The following is a 16665-nucleotide window of genomic DNA, read 5'->3' as shown; positions in this document are numbered from 1 at the left end:
AGCACGGCATCCCAGGGGCCACCGTCGGCTGTCGTCGCGGCGAGGTCGGCACCGTAGGCGGCGACCGAGTAGTCGAGGGCGCGTGGCGCATCGCCGTGGCCACGCAGGTCGACCGCGGTCGCGTGCCATCCCGCGTCGGCGAGGGCGGTGCCGACCCGCCACATGAGCGCGGCCGACGACCCCAGTCCGTGCACGAGAAGGGCGCGGCGATCCGCGGCGGGATCACCCCAGGAGATGCGAGGCAGCGTGAGCGGTGCGGGCATGCACTCAGCCTACGACCGGCGTCGGCGGCGCGGCCCCGTGCGGCCCAGCATGGCCCTGTGCGGGTCAGTCGAGCGGAGGCAGATCGCCGTGCGTTGTGAGCACGCGGGCTGCGGCGGCGTGGCCTGCCGTGAGCCTCTCGGCCAGGCCCGCTCCCTCGAGCGTCGCGGCGAGGAATCCTGCGGCGAAGGCGTCGCCGGCGCCGACAGGCTCGACGACCTCGACCCGGGGAGCCGCCACGAACACCGGATCGTCGTCGGCGTGGAACGCCGTCGCGCCGATCTCGCCGTCCTTCACGACGAGGAGCCCGCAGTGCGGAAGGTGCGCACGGATCTCGGCCGGAGTCACGGTGCCCCAGATGCGTTCGGCCTCGTCGCGCCCGACGAACGCGATGTCGGCGGCATCCGCCAGACGGGTCAGGGTCTCGGCGGCATCCTCTCTGGTCCACAGGGGGCGACGGTCGTTGACGTCGAAAGAGACGAGGGCGCCGGCGGTGCGAGCATCGACGAACAGCTGATCGATCATCGCGCGGCACGACGGCGAGAGTGCGGGTGTGATGCCGGTGGTGTGCACGATGCGGACGCCGGCGAGCCGCGCGGCATCGAGGAACCCCGGTGCCATGAGCGAGGCGGCTGAGCCGCGGCGGTAGTAGTAGACGGAGGACGACTCGACGCCGGGGTCCTTGAACATGACGCCGGTGGGGGCATCCGCATCCGTGGCCACCCAGAGATCGACGCCGCGGCGGGTCAGCTCGGTCGAGATGCGGACGCCGATCGGGTCGTCGCCGAGGCGTGAGGCCCAGGCGGCCCGGTGTCCGGCCGAGACGAGTCCGACGGCGACGTTGCCCTCGGCTCCCGCCAGCCCGAGCGCCGCCGTCTCGGTCTCGGCGGGCGGTGCGCCGAGGGCCGTGACGAGCCCCATGGACTCGCCCACGCAGACGACCTCGGGTGCGGGGGATGCGGGGGAGGAGGCAAAGCTCATGAAGGGGTGACCGCCAGGGGTTCGGTGTCGGGGTGCGGGCTCGCGTCGCGGTGCCGCAGGTCGGGGAATGCGCGGACGAAGACGATCGAGACGACGAGTCCGGCCGCAGCGAAGAGGGTGGCGGCGAGGTACGCACCGCGCGGATCCGTCGCGTCGACGAGGAAGCCCGCCACCGCGGAGCCGGCGGCCGCGCCGATGAGCTGCCCGGTGCCGGCCCATCCGAACGCCTCGGCGGTCTCGCTGAACTTGACGCTCGCCGTCGTGATGGCGAAGAGCACGGCCAGCGCCGGTGCGATGCCGATGCCGGCGACGATCAGGGTGCCGCCCAGCCAGAACTCGTTGAGAGAGAACATGGTCAGGGCGAGGCCGATCGTGACGATGGTGGGGCGGCGGGCCATGGCCCAGGGCCCGATGGGGATGTGTCCGAACGAGAGCCCGCCGGCGAGGCTTCCGACGGCGAACACCGCGAGCACGAGCCCGGCCGCCAGGCTGCCGTGCTCGAACGTCGCCACGACGCCGACCTCGACCGCCGAGCAGGCGCCGATGAGCAGGAATCCGATCACGGTGGCGAGCAGCACCGGGGGCTTCAGCACGACCTTGCCGAGTGCGCTGCGGCTGCGCGGGATGCGCACGCGCCCGACCTCGGGCGAGAGGATGAACCACGCGCCGCCGCCGACCAGCACGACGGCCACGAGCAGCAGCCCCACGGGGGTGCCGATCTGGGTCGACACGGGGGTGATCACGACGGGGGCGAGCACCCAGATGATCTCCTGCAGCGAGGCATCGAGAGAGAAGAGGGGAGTGAGCTGCCTCGAGTTCACGAGCTTCGGATAGATGGTGCGGACGGCTGCCTGCACCGGCGGAGTCGAGAGGCCGGCGATCAGGCCGAGCACCATGTATCCGGGGACGTTCAGAGGGAGCAGCGCGAGGCCCAGCACGGCGACCACGCACACGCTGAGGGTGAGGGTCAGCACGCGGCGCATGCCCCACGCGCCCATCCAGCGGCTGGTGATGGGGCCCGCGACCGCCTGCCCCACGCTGGTCGCGGCGAGCACGAGACCGGCGGATCCGTAGGAGCCGGTCTGCTGCTCGACGTGCAGCAGGATCGCGAGCGAGGTCATCCCGTTGGGGAAGCGAGCCGTCAGCTGTGCAGCGATCATGCGCGCCACTCCGGGCGTGCGAAGAAGGTCACCGTATCCCGCCACGGGTCAACGCTACCGGGAGCGGATGACGCGGGTCGAAGCGGCTCCTGCGCGACACGCCGCGACACGCCCAAACCGTCTTTCCACAGAAAATCCGATGTCGGAGGGGGGTCGTATCGTCCCACCTGTGGATGGATCGTTCACAGGTCGTTCCCAGCCGCGATTTCTCGCGGTTCGGAGGGGCCGTCGAGGGGGCTCAGCCTGTGGAAGAAACGGTGGAGAACCTGTGTTGTAACAGTGGAGAGCGGTGGAAAACTACACGGATGTAACTACTAGCCCTAGTGGTCACTCTGAATGTCCGTACCTATATGTAGTATTGAGATCCCGGCGAGGGTCTACCGGAAAACAGCCTGATTCAGATGCAGGCCAGAGATTTGAGGGGAAGCGAAAAGATGTCGATCACGGTCTACACCAAGCCGTCCTGCGTTCAGTGCAACGCCACCTACCGCGCGCTCGACGCCAAGGGCATCGAGTACGAGATCCTCGACCTGTCGGAAGACGCGACGGCACTCGAGCAGGTCAAGGCGCTGGGGTACATGCAGGCACCCGTCGTCGTCACCGACGAGGGTCACTGGTCGGGCTTCCGCCCCGACAAGATCGACGAGCTCGCCTCGCGTCTGGCGTGATCCGCCATGAGCGCCGTCGCGACCGCCGCGCCGCTCCTGGTCTACTTCTCGAGCGCATCGGGTAACACCGCGCGCTTCGTCGAGAAGCTCGGGCTCCCGGCCCGACGCATTCCCCTTCTCAGACAGCAGGAAGATCTCGTCATCGACGAGCCCTTCGTGCTGATCACCCCCACCTACGGCGGGGGTGAGGGGCGCGGCGTCGAACGAGGCGCGGTGCCCAAGCAGGTCATCCGGTTCCTCAACGACGAGCGCAACCGGCGTCACATCCGCGGAGTCATCTCGGCGGGCAACACCAACTTCGGCGACTCGTTCTGTCTCGCCGGTGACATCATCAGCCGCAAGTGCCACGTGCCTCACTTGTATCGGCTCGAGATCTTCGGCACACAAGACGATGTAGATCGCGTGAGCGACGGATTGGAGCGACGGTGGGTACCGCAGTTGACGAGCAGGCAGGAACCGACTCAGTGACAGACACGGTGGCGTTCAAGATGAACCCGACCTACGAGGGCCTGGACTATCACGCCCTCAACGCGATGCTGAACCTGTACGACGCGAACGGGAAGATCCAGTTCGACGCCGACAAGCGGGCGGCGCGCGAGTACTTCCTGCAGCACGTCAACCAGAACACCGTGTTCTTCCACTCGCTCAAGGAGCGTCTCGACTACCTCGTCGAGAAGGAGTACTACGAGCCGGCCGTCATCGAGCAGTACTCGCTCGAGTTCATCCAGCAGCTCAACGACCTCGCGTACGGCAAGAAGTTCCGCTTCGAGACCTTCCTCGGCGCCTTCAAGTACTACACGAGCTACACGCTCAAGACCTTCGACGGCAAGCGCTACCTCGAGCGCTTCGAAGACCGCGTCGTGATGACGGCCCTCGGCCTCGCCGGCGGCGACGAGCAGCTCGCCGTCGCACTCGTCGAAGAGATCATCTCCGGCCGCTTCCAGCCCGCGACCCCGACCTTCCTCAACTCGGGCAAGGCGCAGCGCGGCGAGCTCGTCAGCTGCTTCCTGCTGCGCATCGAAGACAACATGGAGTCGATCGCCCGCGGCATCAACTCCGCTCTGCAGCTCTCGAAGCGCGGCGGCGGCGTGGCCCTGCTGCTCTCGAACATCCGCGAGGCCGGCGCGCCGATCAAGCAGATCGAGAACCAGTCCTCCGGCATCATCCCCGTGATGAAGCTGCTCGAAGACAGCTTCAGCTACGCCAACCAGCTCGGCGCCCGTCAGGGTGCAGGGGCCGTGTACCTCAACGCGCACCACCCCGACATCATGCGCTTCCTCGACACCAAGCGTGAGAACGCCGACGAGAAGATCCGCATCAAGACGCTGTCGCTCGGCGTCGTCGTGCCCGACATCACGTTCGAGCTGGCGAAGAACGGCGAGGACATGTACCTCTTCTCGCCCTACGACGTCGAGAAGGTCTACGGCGTTCCCTTCGGCGACATCTCGGTCACCGAGAAGTACCGCGAGATGGTCGACGACCCGCGCATCAAGAAGACCAAGATCAACGCGCGCGAGTTCTTCCAGACGATCGCCGAGATCCAGTTCGAGTCGGGCTACCCGTACATCATGTTCGAGGACACGGTGAACAAGGCCAACCCGATCAAGGGCCGCATCAACATGTCGAACCTCTGCAGCGAGATCCTGCAGGTGAACACGCCGACCACGTACAACGACGACCTCTCGTACGACCAGATCGGCAAAGACATCTCCTGCAACCTCGGCTCGATGAACATCGCGCTGTCGATGGATGCCGATGACCTGGGCCAGACCGTCGAGACCGCGATCCGTGCGCTGAGCGCGGTCAGCGACCAGAGCCACATCCGCTCGGTCCGCTCGATCGAAGACGGCAACGACCGCTCGCACGCCATCGGCCTCGGCCAGATGAACCTGCACGGCTTCCTCGCTCGCGAGCACGTGCACTACGGCTCTGAAGAGGGCATCGACTTCACGAACATCTACTTCTACACGGTGCTGTTCCACGCGCTGCGCGCCTCGAACAACATCGCGATCGAGCGCAAGCAGGCCTTCGACGGCTTCGAGGACTCGACGTACGCGTCGGGGGAGTTCTTCGACAAGTACATCGAGCGCGCCTGGGTGCCTGAGACCGAGAAGGTCAAGGAGCTCTTCGCGGGCAAGCACATCCCGACGCAGGAGGACTGGGTGGCGCTGAAGGCGTCGATCCAGGAGCACGGCATCTACAACCAGAACCTGCAGGCTGTGCCCCCGACCGGCTCGATCTCGTACATCAACAACTCGACGTCGTCGATCCACCCGATCGCGTCGAAGATCGAGATCCGCAAGGAAGGCAAGCTCGGCCGCGTCTACTACCCGGCGCCGTTCATGACGAACGACAACCTGGAGTACTACCAGGACGCGTACGAGATCGGCTACGAGAAGGTCATCGACACCTACGCCGCCGCCACCCAGCACGTCGACCAGGGCCTGTCGCTGACGCTGTTCTTCAAGGACACCGCCACGACGCGTGACATCAACAAGGCTCAGATCTACGCATGGCGCAAGGGCATCAAGACGATCTACTACATCCGTCTGCGTCAGATGGCACTGGAGGGCACAGACATGGCCGAGTGCGTCTCCTGCATGCTCTGATCCCGTCACTGAATACGAGAAACGACGAAGACATGACTCCTCACCCCCCGATCAAGCTGGTTGCCGAGGTTCAGGCGATCAACTGGAACCGCATCATCGACGACAAGGACCTCGAGGTCTGGAACCGTCTGGTGAACAACTTCTGGCTGCCTGAGAAGGTGCCGCTGTCGAACGACATCCAGTCGTGGAACACGCTGACGCCCGACGAGCAGCTGCTCACGATGCGCGTGTTCACTGGCCTGACGCTGCTCGACACGATCCAGGGCACGGTCGGCGCCGTCTCGCTGATCCCCGACGCGATCACCCCTCACGAAGAGGCGGTGTACACGAACATCGCGTTCATGGAGTCGGTGCACGCGAAGAGCTACTCCTCGATCTTCTCGACGCTCGCGTCGACGAAGGAGATCGACGAGGCGTTCCGCTGGTCGACCGAGAATCCGAACCTTCAGAAGAAGGCTCAGATCATCATGGACTACTACCAGGGTGACGACCCGCTCAAGCGCAAGATCGCCTCGACGCTGCTCGAGTCGTTCCTGTTCTACTCGGGTTTCTACCTGCCGATCTACTGGTCGTCGAAGGCGAAGCTGACGAACACGGCCGACCTGATCCGCCTCATCATCCGCGACGAGGCCGTGCACGGGTACTACATCGGTTACAAGTTCCAGAAGGGTCTCGAGAAAGAGACCGAAGAGCGCCGTCAGGAGCTGAAGGACTACACCTTCAACCTGCTGTTCGAGCTCTACGACAACGAGGTGCAGTACACGCAGGACCTCTACGACGGTGTCGGCCTGACCGAAGACGTCAAGAAGTTCCTGCACTACAACGCCAACAAGGCGCTGATGAACCTCGGCTACGAAGCGATGTTCCCCTCGACCGTCACGAACGTGAACCCGGCGATCCTGTCGGCGCTCTCGCCGAACGCCGACGAGAACCACGACTTCTTCTCGGGTTCCGGTTCCTCCTACGTCATCGGCAAGGCCGAGGCCACGGAAGACGACGACTGGGACTTCTGAGTCACTTTGTGCGGCGTCACGCATTACGGCGCCGCCACACGTTGAAGTTGACACACGTCATAGGCATCGGCACTGATTCGGTACCTGGCGTAAGAAACCATTGAGAGTGGGGTGCGGGACCTTTGCCTAACAAGCCGCACCCCACTCCGAAGGACCTCACCGAGTCGTGGCCAGAGGAGCCTTCTCCTGACCCCGCTGGTGAAGCGGCACGCAGATTTGTTGTGAATCTGCGTGCGGCAATTGGAGAGAAGAGTGTCAGGCGGGTTGCCGCAGATGCAGGTCTCGATGAGGGATCTGTGAGGCGGGTGCTTGCGGGCGCAGCGTGGCCTCATCTGCGGGCGATGGTCATGTTGGAGGAATCGCTCGGAGTGTCCCTCTACACCAGATGAGGGCATTGCAGGATGGATCGGGGGAGCCAATGACCACGCAATGGTCGCACACGTCAACGATGAGCGCCGCCCCATCCGAGGCGCCTCTTCTGGTCTTCTTCTCGAGCCTGTCGGGCAACACTGCGCGTTTTGTGAAGAAGCTCGGGCTTCGTTCCAGACGCATCCCTCTCCACAGCCGAGCGGACGACCTCGTCGTGGATGAGCCGTTCGTTCTCGTCACTCCCACCTATGGTGGTGGCGAGGGGCGCGGCGTCGAACGAGGCGCTGTTCCCAAGCAAGTGATCCGTTTCCTCAACGATGAGCGCAATCGGAATCAGATCCGCGGAGTCATCTCCGCGGGCAACACCAACTTCGGCGAGTCGTTCTGCCTCGCCGGTGACATCATCAGCCGCAAGTGCCACGTGCCTCACTTGTATCGGCTAGAAATCTTCGGCACACAAGACGATGTCGATCTTGTCACTGACGGTCTGCGACGTGGGTGGGACCTGCGCTCGGAGACCTTGGCGAGCTCGACGGACATTGGACGTCGATAAGAACCGACGGTCGGAAAGCAGGGATCACTATGGCTATACGACGGATGCCTTCGCAGTCGCAGCTTCGTTCACAGGTGCGCGCAGCAGGACGCAAGATCGAGCGTGAGATGAATTCCGAGCTGAATCGGATTCAGAACAAGCTCGAACGTGACGCGAGCGTTGCCGCGCGCAAGGCGCAGCGAGACTTCAACCAAAAGGCGCGCGCCAGCCGCCCGTCGGTGTCGTACACGGTGACGGAGCGCGCGTACCTTGAGCCGGTCCGCGCGATGGCTGCTGAGCAAGCGCAGGTGCATCCTGAGCGCCGCGACGTCTTCCTGTGCCACGCCGGGGCGACCGTGAAGGCGCAGCCGCAGAGCTGCACGATCTGCTGGATTCGTACGGTGTGGACGTCTGGTTCAGCGAGAAGGACGTCGCGCTGGGTACGTCGCTGATTCGCGCCATCGACAAGGGCCTTCGCATGTCCCGCATCGGAGTGGTGCTGATGACTCCACACATGCTGGAGAGCCTGGCGAATGAGGGCGTCGCCGAGCAGGAGCTGTCAGCGCTGCTGGCGACGGAGCGAGTCATCCCGGTGGCCCATGGCATCAGTTATGACCAGCTTCGTGCGGAAAGCCCGCTCCTCGGAGCGCGAGCAGGGCTCACTAGCGATGGCGTCTCCCTGGTCGATATCGCCGTGAAGATCGCGAACGCGGTCCGCCCCGAGTAACTAGAGCCCACACGAAGCATCAGGCGCCCGAGACGGGCGCAGACACGAAGGAGTTCACGTGCCGTTCGTCAAACCCAGCCAGTCGACCACTGCTGCCAGCACTCCCGCGGAGATGTACCGCGACCTGCCCCCGCGGCCGGACGCGGTGCCAGGCCTGTGGGCGCACCAGTCCGAGATGCTCAGCGCGTTCGCCGCGTTGACGAACAAGCCGGACGTGGCGCTGGAGCTTCCGACGGGCACAGGAAAAACGTTGACGGGCGTGGTTATCGCTGAGTGGACACGTCTCAGCCGCCGCGCGCGCGTCGTCTACGCGTGCCCCACGCAGCAACTCGCCATGCAGGTCGTTGCTGCGGCGAACCGGGAGAGCATCCGCACCTCTCTGCTCATCGGACCGCACGCGAAGTGGCCAGCGGCGGCTGAAACCGCGTATGACTCGGCGGCGCAGATCGCTGTGACGACGTACAGCACCATCTTCAACAGCAACCCTCATCTCGCTGATCCGGACATGATCCTGTTCGACGATGCGCATGCGGGTGAGCAGTACGTCGGTGAGGCGTACGGTGTCATGCTCAAGCGTCGGGAATCGCCGGCGGAGTACGCAGCGGTGCTGAAGGCGGTCGCGCCCGCCCTGGACGGAGTGTTCCTCGAACGTCTCCGCCAGGGCGCGCCCGACCCAAGCATTGGAAACGATACGCGGCTGGTGGTGCCTCTCCGACAGCCTGGGATGGTGGCGGCGTTGGATTCAGCGCTTGGTGATCTCGACGCACCACTGAAGTACCGCTATTCCATGATCCGTTCGGGCCTTGCTTCCTGCCTCGTCTACGTGTCGTACTCCGGGATCCTGGTGCGCCCCTACATTCCGCCCACACACCAGAACCGCCTGTTCACGGACGCGCGCCAGCGGGTATATCTGTCGGCGACCCTCGGTGAAGGCGGGGAGTTGGAGCGCGCGTTCGGACGCTTGTCCATCGACAGGCTTCCCGCCCCCGCGACCGCGCCGCGGTACGGCCGACGCTTCTTCGTATTCCCTGAGTTCGTCGAGGGAGTCGATGCGACGGAGTTCGCCCAGGACGTGGTGAAAGCTGCCGGGAAGGCACTGGTGCTCGCTCCGCGCATAGATGTGGCCGAGCAGGACGCGAAGGACTTGGCTCAGCCGTCGTGGCCGGTCTTCGGTATCGGTGATGTGGCAGACGGGATGGCTCCATTCGCGGACCTGGAGAATGGAGTCTGTGGTCTCGCAGCTCGATATGACGGCCTCGACCTGCCCGGCGATGCATGTCGCGTCGTCGCGATGGACGGGGTCCCCAATCAGGACAACCTTCAAGAACGGTTCCTTCAGACCCGCGCTCGTGCAGGTGCTGCTATTGCAGCCCGCGTCCGCACGCGAGTGATCCAGGGAGCGGGGCGTTGCACGCGAGGCCCGCACGACACTGCCATCGTTCTTGTCCTCGGCAAGGACCTGTCCCGCTACCTCACCCGTCCGGAGGTGACCGATGCGCTCGACCCTGAGCTGCAAGCGGAGGTTGCTTTCGGCCGGGAGAACTCGCAGGCGTTCAGCGCGGGCGACGTGATGACGAACGTCGCCGCATTCTTGAACCAGGCGACCGACAGCACGTGGATCGAGGAAGCAGAGCCGTACCTCAAGTCGATGAGGAAGGACGCGGTGAAGACCGATCCGTCCGGTACCGTCGCTCTGGCTTCGGCAGTCTCTGAGGAAGTGAGGGCATGGGCGTCGGCGGCCGCCAGCGCCTGGGCGGACGCTGCCACGCACGCACACGAGGTTGCGCGCCTTGTCGGCGCGGGAGGACGTGACACCGCCGGGTACCGGGCGTTCTGGATGTATCTGGAAGCCGTGTGGAGTGACCACGCCGCATCTGAAGCCGGCGATACTGCGGGACGTGCCGCTGCCGGGCAGCTGGTCCGCCAGGCCGAGCGGGTTCAGAGCCTGGGATCCTGGGTTCGGGAGATGGCGCCGTTCCCGTCGATGGAGCGTAGCCCGCTGGGCGCCGCTGACATGGTGGCGGTTACCCAGGTTGCGGCCAAGCTGGTCGGCGGCGTCAATCAGGGCAAGTTGCGGAGCCGACTTGGTGAGATCCATTTCGGCCTCAGCAAGCGGTCGCCGTCGGAGTACGAGCCTGCGCTGACCGAGCTGGGCAAGCTCGTCGGGGCTGATGCGTTCAAGCCCAAGGGTAAGGGGCGTTGCGACTCGGTGTGGCTGTGGGACAACGAACTCTGGCTGGCTCTGGAAGCCAAGAGCGACCACGACCCATCAGGTGTCGTCCCCCACAAGGAGGTGCGGCAGGCGAACGACCAGCTCCGGATCCTCGCATCCGACCGGGGCACGTCACAGGCGCCTGTTGGTAGCGCAACTGTCATCATCTCCCCGAAGCCGGGCATCGACGATGATGGGGCAAAGGGCGCCGAAGCTCACGTGCACATGGTGGCCCCGCCGATTGCCGCAGAGATCGCGTACGACGTCGAGAGCGCGTGGGAGGACCTGCTCACGAAGGCGCCGGGTCGTACGCCTGACGCGGTGCGCGACCTCGTAGCCGACGTGCTCCAAGGGCGCGGCCTCCTCCCGACTCTTCTGCGCGAGCGGCTCACTCAGGATCCGGTAAACCCCTCTGCCCGCGATGATCTGGCAGAGTGATCTGCGGAACCGAGGGAAGGACCGGCGTTGGGTGGAAAGGTCTCGCAAGAGCTGAGAGACGAGATCGTCTATGGCAGGGATCACAACCATGCCCGCGTTTTTATCAGCTCCCGTATGAGTACCACCCTGGACGCTGAACGCCTTGTCACGGCCGAAGCGGTCGACCGCGTCTCCGGACACAGGGCGTGGTACTGGGAGCGCGATGCGGCGACGGGAGCGCTGCATTCCGAGCACGAGTGTGTGAAGTACGCGAAGACAAGCGCGGGGCTGATCCTGCTTGTCGACGGCGACCTTTCACCTATCGTCCATGCGGAGTATCGTGCGGCGCGAGAGGGGGGAGCGAACAGGTTCATCCTCATCCGAAAGGGGGTTGAGCTTCCCGAGGATGTCGCTGAGTTCATCAAAGACCAGCAGACGTCGGAGGTTGTGACTCGGAACTTCCAGAACACGGACGAGCTCGACTCTTTGGTGTACGACGCGTTGTCGCGGGCGATTGTGCGAGCGGTCACGGAGGCGACCATCGACCGACGTGAGCGCATCACGGATGGAACGTCGGATGACTGAGTGGGATCCTGAGCTCCCCGACGACTGGCGCGACCGCGAGAATGGTCACGATCTCGTCGTGTCAGCGCTGGTGCGCGCGTACAAGCGGCGTGACGATGAGCACATCATTGAACTCGTCGACGTTGCAGGTGAGCTTGCGGGGTACGGGGCATTCGTCGCCGCGCACGCGCTCACCAGCATCGGTGTCTCATACGTCCTGGGAGTGCCACTCGAGTCGGTCCTCGATGAGTACGAGAGTGCGACGTCGGTCACCGCGCGCGCTCTGGGCGTTCGAGGGGCAGCGCCGGCGAGCACGCTCGCGGCAAAAGTTCTTGCGGTGACAGCGTTCGTTGCACGGCGTGAAGGGGACACCGAAGACGCTCTCACTCTCTATCGAGATGCTGCGGGTGTCGCCGACGAAGCAGGTGCGCCGCTGCTTGCCGCTCAACTCCTACAAAGCCTGGGAGCCGTGCATCATGAATCGGGCCGCAACGATGAGGCGCGAAGATTCACCTCCGACGCGCTCGAGAGGTATACACAGCTCGATGACGAGGTCGGCATCGTCGGCACGGGACTCAACCTGGTTGAGTACGACGCTGTCGAGAACCGTTCTGATGATGCTCAGGAACGCCTGTTGCGCCTGGAGGAGCAGGTTCGCGCGACGGGAGACCCGCATCTGTCGGGCTCATGGCTGGCACGCTCGGCCGTCCTCGACATCGCCAACGGCGACGTTCGTGACGGGCGCGCCAAGCTGCAGCGCGTGTTGAGGAACGCGCAACGGCGAGGGGACACTCAACTGCAGGTTGCCGTTCTCGGCCACCTTGCGAGATCTGCTCGAGATGATGGACATCGAGCGCGAGCGACGTCGTATGCGGAGCGCGCGGTCGACGCAGCGGAGGAGTCCGGCGACCCTCTACTGATCTCTGATGCCGCTCACGAGCTCGCCATCGACTACGCGGAGGCTGACCGGTTAGGCGAAGCGTTGCCGCTTCTCCGTCGGGCTATAGAGACGGCAGTCGGGCTGCACAGAGCCAGGATCGTGGCAGATCTTGGAGCGGTACTCCTCTCCCGAGTTCTCGCTGCTCGCGGAACGGACGCGTCGACATCGGACGAGGAATCGGCATGGCTGGGCGAGGCAGAGGCGATCCTGCTGGGCGCGGTGGCGGAATTGCTGGAGTACGGCGATGAGGATTGGGCCGGACGGGGAGTGCGCAACCTTCGCGTGGTCTGGCGTGCCGCTGAAGAGCACGAACGCGGTGCGGAGCATCTCCGCCAGTTCGCCGCGGCCGCCGTGACATCGGCGTTTGCGGGGGAGTGCTTCCGGTTGTCGGGTCTGCTGGCGCTGGACACGGCGGCGGACCCCTCCGAAGCGTTGTCTCGACTCCGTGAGGCCGCTCGTCTGTTGAGTGCGGAAGGCGGAGAGCACTCGTCATTCCTGCTCGAGTTCGCGGGGGTTGCTGAACACTCCTATCGGGCACTCGATGTCGCCTTGGCGCTCTATGACGACGCGCTCAAGGTCTTGTCGCCGATGGGCTCCCCAACCGTCTACGGCAATGCACTCAATGATTCAGCGTTGGTGTCCTTGGCTCTGTACAAAGAGGAGGACGCGCTGGAGCGACTTTACGCTGCCGCGAACATTGCCGGCGAGCGTGAAGACCGTGTGCTGGGCTCGCTGGTGGCTTTGAACCTCGGTGAAGTCCTCACCCGGATGCAACGGCCCTTGGATGCGCGCCCACACTTCGAGCGGGCGGCCATGCAAGCGGAAGCATTCGGGGATGATGAGCGCGCGGCATTGGCGCTCGCCTCCCTCGCCAACACATTCGTCAACGATGAAGACGCGCCAGATTTGACGTACGCGCGTGCCCTGGCGGAGCGCGCGGAAGCAGTCGCTGCCAGAACGGCGGACGTCAACGCTCTGTCCCGTGCGGTGAGCGCCCATGCGTCGCTGTCGTTCTCCGAAGGCGATCTCGACGAGGCGTACGCGTTGTGGACCAGAGCCCGAGAGATATCCGACGTAGATCGCCGTCCCATCTATGAGGGCTTCCTGTTGCACACCTTGGCGAGTCAAGGCGATGGTAAGAGGTTCAGCAGACAGCTGGAGCGCTTCGCGAGAGCGGCGCAGCGGGGACAAGCGGAAGTCTTGTTCGCCGAGCAGCTGTGGCCATCGGCGAACGTGTGGTTGCGTCAGGGGAACGTCGACCGCGCTGCCAAAGTGCTCGCGTACTCAATCCTGCTCGCCTCGTCGGGGCGCAATACGGGAGACCGTGCACTGTTCGACCACGACGTGGCTCAGAGCGCCGAAATGGACGTCGCGGTGATGCGTGTGCTCTCGCACGCCGGACACCTGTTGACGATGGATGTGATCCCTGCGGATCTTCGAGAACTTCTCCGGCCTGCGCTGATGAAGGCGCTGGAGACGCATGGAGCCTCGGCTGAGGACGCTGCTGAGGTTGTGACGTTCGTCGAAGAGTTTGTGAGTGAAGCCGACTAGATGGCGCTGTCGCCGCCAGCCTTGGGTCGCCTAGGTGCGGGGCTGGACCAGCCCCGCACCTCCTAACTAGCTCACGAACATCGGCAGGTTCGACAGAGGCAGGCATGCGTCCCGGTACCCTGCCGTCGGCATCATGGGCATGCCCGCGATGCTGAACGAAAGCCCGGGCCTGGCGAGCTGGAAGCCGCGGTCGCCGAACCAGGTGAGCAGCTCAGGGTCGTCAGCGGCGATGCGGGTGATGAGGTGGCGCGCACCGAGGTCGAGGTACGCGTGAGCGGCGACCGATTCCAGGAGGACGCTCCCGCTCCCGCACCCGCGGCCCCGGTACGCGGGGTGCGCGACAATGGCCTCGAGCGACTGGACCTGGGGTGCCCACGCCAGCCCTTCCACGCCCTGGCCGCTCAGCATGAGCGCAGCGGCGACGGTTTCCGGGGTTGCCGCATAGGCGGCACCGCGTTCCAACGTCCGTCCGGAGTCTTTTGATCGTTTCATTGACGCGCCCGGGTTGGCATCGTACGATAATGAAACCCCGTCGATGAACAGTTTTCATCTCGGGTACACGGCACCGTCGCTGGCGACGGCTTACAAGGAGGTAAGAGATGTCTCAGGTACCAAGGCGCAGTATGTTGGTCGCCGCTGTCGGAGTGGCTGCTGTCGCGGGCGTCGTTCTGGCCGGATGCTCGAGTGGCGCCGGGGGAGGCGACGCGGGAGATGTCGAACTCACCTGGCTGCAAGGCAGCGGCGTGCAGACGAACATCGACATCGCCCAGTCTCTCGTCGATGCGTTCGAGGCGGAGAACCCCGGAATCACCATCAAGGTCGACCCGAGCGGTGGCGCGGGTTCCGAGTACGACAATCTTCTGAAGACCCGGCTTGCCACAGGCGAGGTCGGAGACATCTTCTGGTACAACAGCGGGTCACAGCTGCAGGGCCTGAACCCCGATCAGACCCTCCTCAACGTCGCGGATGAGCCCTGGGTCGGCGACCTGGACGAAACGTTCCGCAGTGTCGTGTCAGGGGCTGACGACGCCGTCTACGGTGCGCCGACTGGATCAGCGGGAACCGGCGGGTTCCTCTACAACATCCCGCTATACGAGGAGCTCGGGTTGTCTATCCCGACGACCTGGGATGAGTTCCTGTCCAACGCCGACGCAATCAAAGCTTCTGGAAAGTCCGCGGTGGAGATGACCTTCGGCGACACGTGGACGGCGCAGCTGCTCACCCTGTCGGACTTCTACAACATCTACGCTGCCGACCCCGAGTGGGGCGAGCAGTACACCGCGAACGAGGCGAAGTTCGCCACAGACCCGGTCGCCCTCCAGAGCTTCACCAAGCTGCAGGACCTGGTCGACGGAGAGTACTTCAACCCGGACTTCGCTTCTGCAACCCTGGATGAAGGGCTGCTGGCCGTAGCGACTGGCGAAGCTGGTCACTACCCGATGTTCACTGCCTTGTACTCGTCTCTGCTGACTCTCGCACCTGACAACCTCGACGACATCGGGTTCTTCCCGGTGCCAGGCGAGGACGCGTCACAGAACGGGGCCACCGTGTGGTACCCGCCGGCCGTCTACGCGCCGAAGAACACCGAGTATCCCGAAGAGGTGAAGAAGTTCATGGCCTTCGTCGCCAGCCCGGCTGGTTGCGCCGCGATTATTGACGCGTCGGGTGTCACTGGACCGATGCTCGTCGAGGGTTGCGAGCTGCCCGATGATGCTCCTCGGATGGTGACGGATATGTTCCCGTACTTCGATGATGGGCTGACCGCTCCTGCGCTGGAGTTCCTGTCGCCGATCAAGGGCCCGGCACTCGAGCAGCTGCTCGTTGAGGTGGGTTCCGGTATCCGTAGCGGAGAAGACGCCGCAGCGCTGTATGACCAGGATGTCGAGAAGCAGGCACAGCAGCTCGGCCTCGACGGCTGGTGATCGCGGCCTGATGACCTGGCGGTCGGCGGGCGCGACGAAAGTCGCGTCCCCCGACCGCCCATGACTGGATGGAGCTCACCATGAGCACGCTGGCACCCTCCGCGCCCGCGCTTCGCGAGGCAGAGAAGCCTCCGAAGCGCCGCACGACCGGACGCCTTTCCCACAAGACCTACCCTTACTGGTTCCTACTTCCCGCGGGCCTCATCTACGCGGTACTCTTCCTCGCCCCGACGTTCGCGTCGTTCTACTTCGCGTTCACGCGGTGGAACCTGTACGAGGTCGAGTTCATCGGTTGGGACAACTTCTCGCTGTTCTTCCGAGACCCACAGCTGACTAAGGGCTTCATGAACACACTGATCTACGGTGTGCTCACTTCCGGAGTCAAGGTCATCCTCGGGCTGGCGCTGGCAGTACTGCTGACATCGCCCATCCTCGCCAGGGGGTACCTCAGAGCAGTCATCTTCTTCCCGGTGCTGGTGTCGACCATCGGCGTCGGGATCACCTTCCGCGCGCTGATGGACCCCGAGGACGGCCTGATCAATCAGACGCTCGCGCTCGTCGGGATCCAGGGGCCCGGATGGCTTACCGACCCGAACCTGGCGCTGTACTCGATCATCGGGGTCGATATCTGGAAGGGTGTCGGGCTCGCCACGCTGATCTTCATGGCGGGCATCGTCTCTATTCCGCGTGAATACTACGAGGCCGCCACGATGGACGGGGCGAGTGGCTGGAAGAACTT

At 64.6% G+C, this 16665-nt stretch carries 16 protein-coding genes; 12 read left to right on the top strand and 4 right to left on the bottom strand.

Annotation, left to right across the window (positions count from 1 at the left end; all coding sequences use genetic code 11):
* The 3 genes from J7E68_RS19710 to J7E68_RS08940 form a co-directional block, all read right to left on the bottom strand.
* The coding region (locus J7E68_RS19710; protein WP_251048812.1) for an alpha/beta fold hydrolase at positions 1 to 263 on the bottom strand (263 nt) is incomplete at its 3' end.
* Between the two features lie 64 nt (positions 264 to 327).
* On the bottom strand, positions 328 to 1242 hold the full coding sequence (locus J7E68_RS08945) for a sugar kinase (RefSeq protein WP_215171841.1): 915 nt from the start codon (positions 1240 to 1242) through the stop codon (positions 328 to 330).
* A complete protein-coding gene (locus J7E68_RS08940; RefSeq protein ID WP_215171839.1) occupies positions 1239 to 2447 on the bottom strand; it encodes an MFS transporter in 1209 nt (402 codons plus the stop codon). Before J7E68_RS08940 ends, J7E68_RS08945 begins: the two co-directional genes overlap by 4 nt.
* 389 nt (positions 2448 to 2836) lie before the next feature.
* On the opposite strand from J7E68_RS08940, the gene nrdH reads away from it, so the two are divergent.
* The 10 genes from nrdH to J7E68_RS08890 all read left to right on the top strand — a co-directional run bounded on the left by nrdH (position 2837) and on the right by J7E68_RS08890 (position 14004).
* Positions 2837 to 3070 (top strand): glutaredoxin-like protein NrdH, encoded by a 234-nt coding sequence (gene nrdH, locus J7E68_RS08935; RefSeq protein WP_042537838.1) that lies wholly within the window; start codon positions 2837 to 2839, stop codon positions 3068 to 3070.
* A gap of 6 nt (positions 3071 to 3076) precedes the next feature.
* Positions 3077 to 3538, top strand: a complete 462-nt coding sequence (gene nrdI, locus J7E68_RS08930; RefSeq protein ID WP_215171837.1) for a class Ib ribonucleoside-diphosphate reductase assembly flavoprotein NrdI — start codon at positions 3077 to 3079, stop codon at positions 3536 to 3538.
* A gap of 20 nt (positions 3539 to 3558) precedes the next feature.
* Positions 3559 to 5679, top strand: a complete 2121-nt coding sequence (gene nrdE / locus J7E68_RS08925) for a class 1b ribonucleoside-diphosphate reductase subunit alpha (protein WP_215171855.1) — start codon at positions 3559 to 3561, stop codon at positions 5677 to 5679.
* Positions 5680 to 5711: 32 nt separating this feature from the next.
* The gene (gene nrdF / locus J7E68_RS08920) at positions 5712 to 6692 is read left to right on the top strand and encodes a class 1b ribonucleoside-diphosphate reductase subunit beta (protein WP_056313503.1); all 981 of its coding nucleotides are present in this window, start codon (positions 5712 to 5714) and stop codon (positions 6690 to 6692) included.
* 448 nt (positions 6693 to 7140) lie between these two features.
* A complete protein-coding gene (nrdI, locus tag J7E68_RS08915) occupies positions 7141 to 7614 on the top strand; it encodes a class Ib ribonucleoside-diphosphate reductase assembly flavoprotein NrdI (RefSeq protein WP_215171853.1) in 474 nt (157 codons plus the stop codon).
* 44 nt (positions 7615 to 7658) lie between these two features.
* Positions 7659 to 8045: a hypothetical protein gene (locus tag J7E68_RS08910; RefSeq protein WP_215171857.1), complete on the top strand. Its 387-nt coding sequence runs from the start codon at positions 7659 to 7661 to the stop codon at positions 8043 to 8045.
* Positions 7997 to 8320, top strand: a complete 324-nt coding sequence (locus tag J7E68_RS08905) for a TIR domain-containing protein (protein ID WP_311416778.1) — start codon at positions 7997 to 7999, stop codon at positions 8318 to 8320. The genes J7E68_RS08910 and J7E68_RS08905 overlap by 49 nt, the downstream gene beginning before the upstream one ends.
* A gap of 58 nt (positions 8321 to 8378) precedes the next feature.
* Positions 8379 to 10970 carry a DEAD/DEAH box helicase gene (locus tag J7E68_RS08900; protein WP_215171833.1) on the top strand — a complete coding sequence of 864 codons (2592 nt, stop codon included), beginning with the start codon at positions 8379 to 8381 and terminating at the stop codon, positions 10968 to 10970.
* A 114-nt stretch (positions 10971 to 11084) separates the two neighbouring features.
* Complete coding sequence (locus J7E68_RS08895; protein ID WP_215171831.1) at positions 11085 to 11534, top strand: hypothetical protein; 450 nt, start codon at positions 11085 to 11087, stop codon at positions 11532 to 11534.
* Positions 11527 to 14004 (top strand): hypothetical protein, encoded by a 2478-nt coding sequence (locus tag J7E68_RS08890; RefSeq protein WP_215171829.1) that lies wholly within the window; start codon positions 11527 to 11529, stop codon positions 14002 to 14004. The genes J7E68_RS08895 and J7E68_RS08890 overlap by 8 nt, the downstream gene beginning before the upstream one ends.
* Positions 14005 to 14070: 66 nt before the next feature.
* On the opposite strand, the gene J7E68_RS08885 is transcribed toward J7E68_RS08890, so the two are convergent.
* Positions 14071 to 14466, bottom strand: a complete 396-nt coding sequence (locus J7E68_RS08885) for a hypothetical protein (RefSeq protein ID WP_215171827.1) — start codon at positions 14464 to 14466, stop codon at positions 14071 to 14073.
* A 161-nt stretch (positions 14467 to 14627) separates the two neighbouring features.
* Between J7E68_RS08885 and J7E68_RS08880 the strand changes: the two genes are divergently transcribed.
* Together J7E68_RS08880 and J7E68_RS08875 are read left to right on the top strand one after the other, a co-directional pair.
* Positions 14628 to 15926, top strand: a complete 1299-nt coding sequence (locus tag J7E68_RS08880) for an extracellular solute-binding protein (RefSeq protein ID WP_251048807.1) — start codon at positions 14628 to 14630, stop codon at positions 15924 to 15926.
* Positions 15927 to 16006: 80 nt separating this feature from the next.
* Positions 16007 to 16665, top strand: a 659-nt coding sequence (locus J7E68_RS08875) for a carbohydrate ABC transporter permease (RefSeq protein WP_215171823.1), incomplete at its 3' end; no start/stop codon positions are given.

Source organism: Microbacterium sp. ISL-103, from assembly GCF_018613995.1.
Lineage (GTDB): Bacteria > Actinomycetota > Actinomycetes > Actinomycetales > Microbacteriaceae > Microbacterium.
The sequence above is the reverse complement of the archived record's forward strand: the minus strand, read 5'-3'. Positions and strand labels throughout refer to the sequence as shown.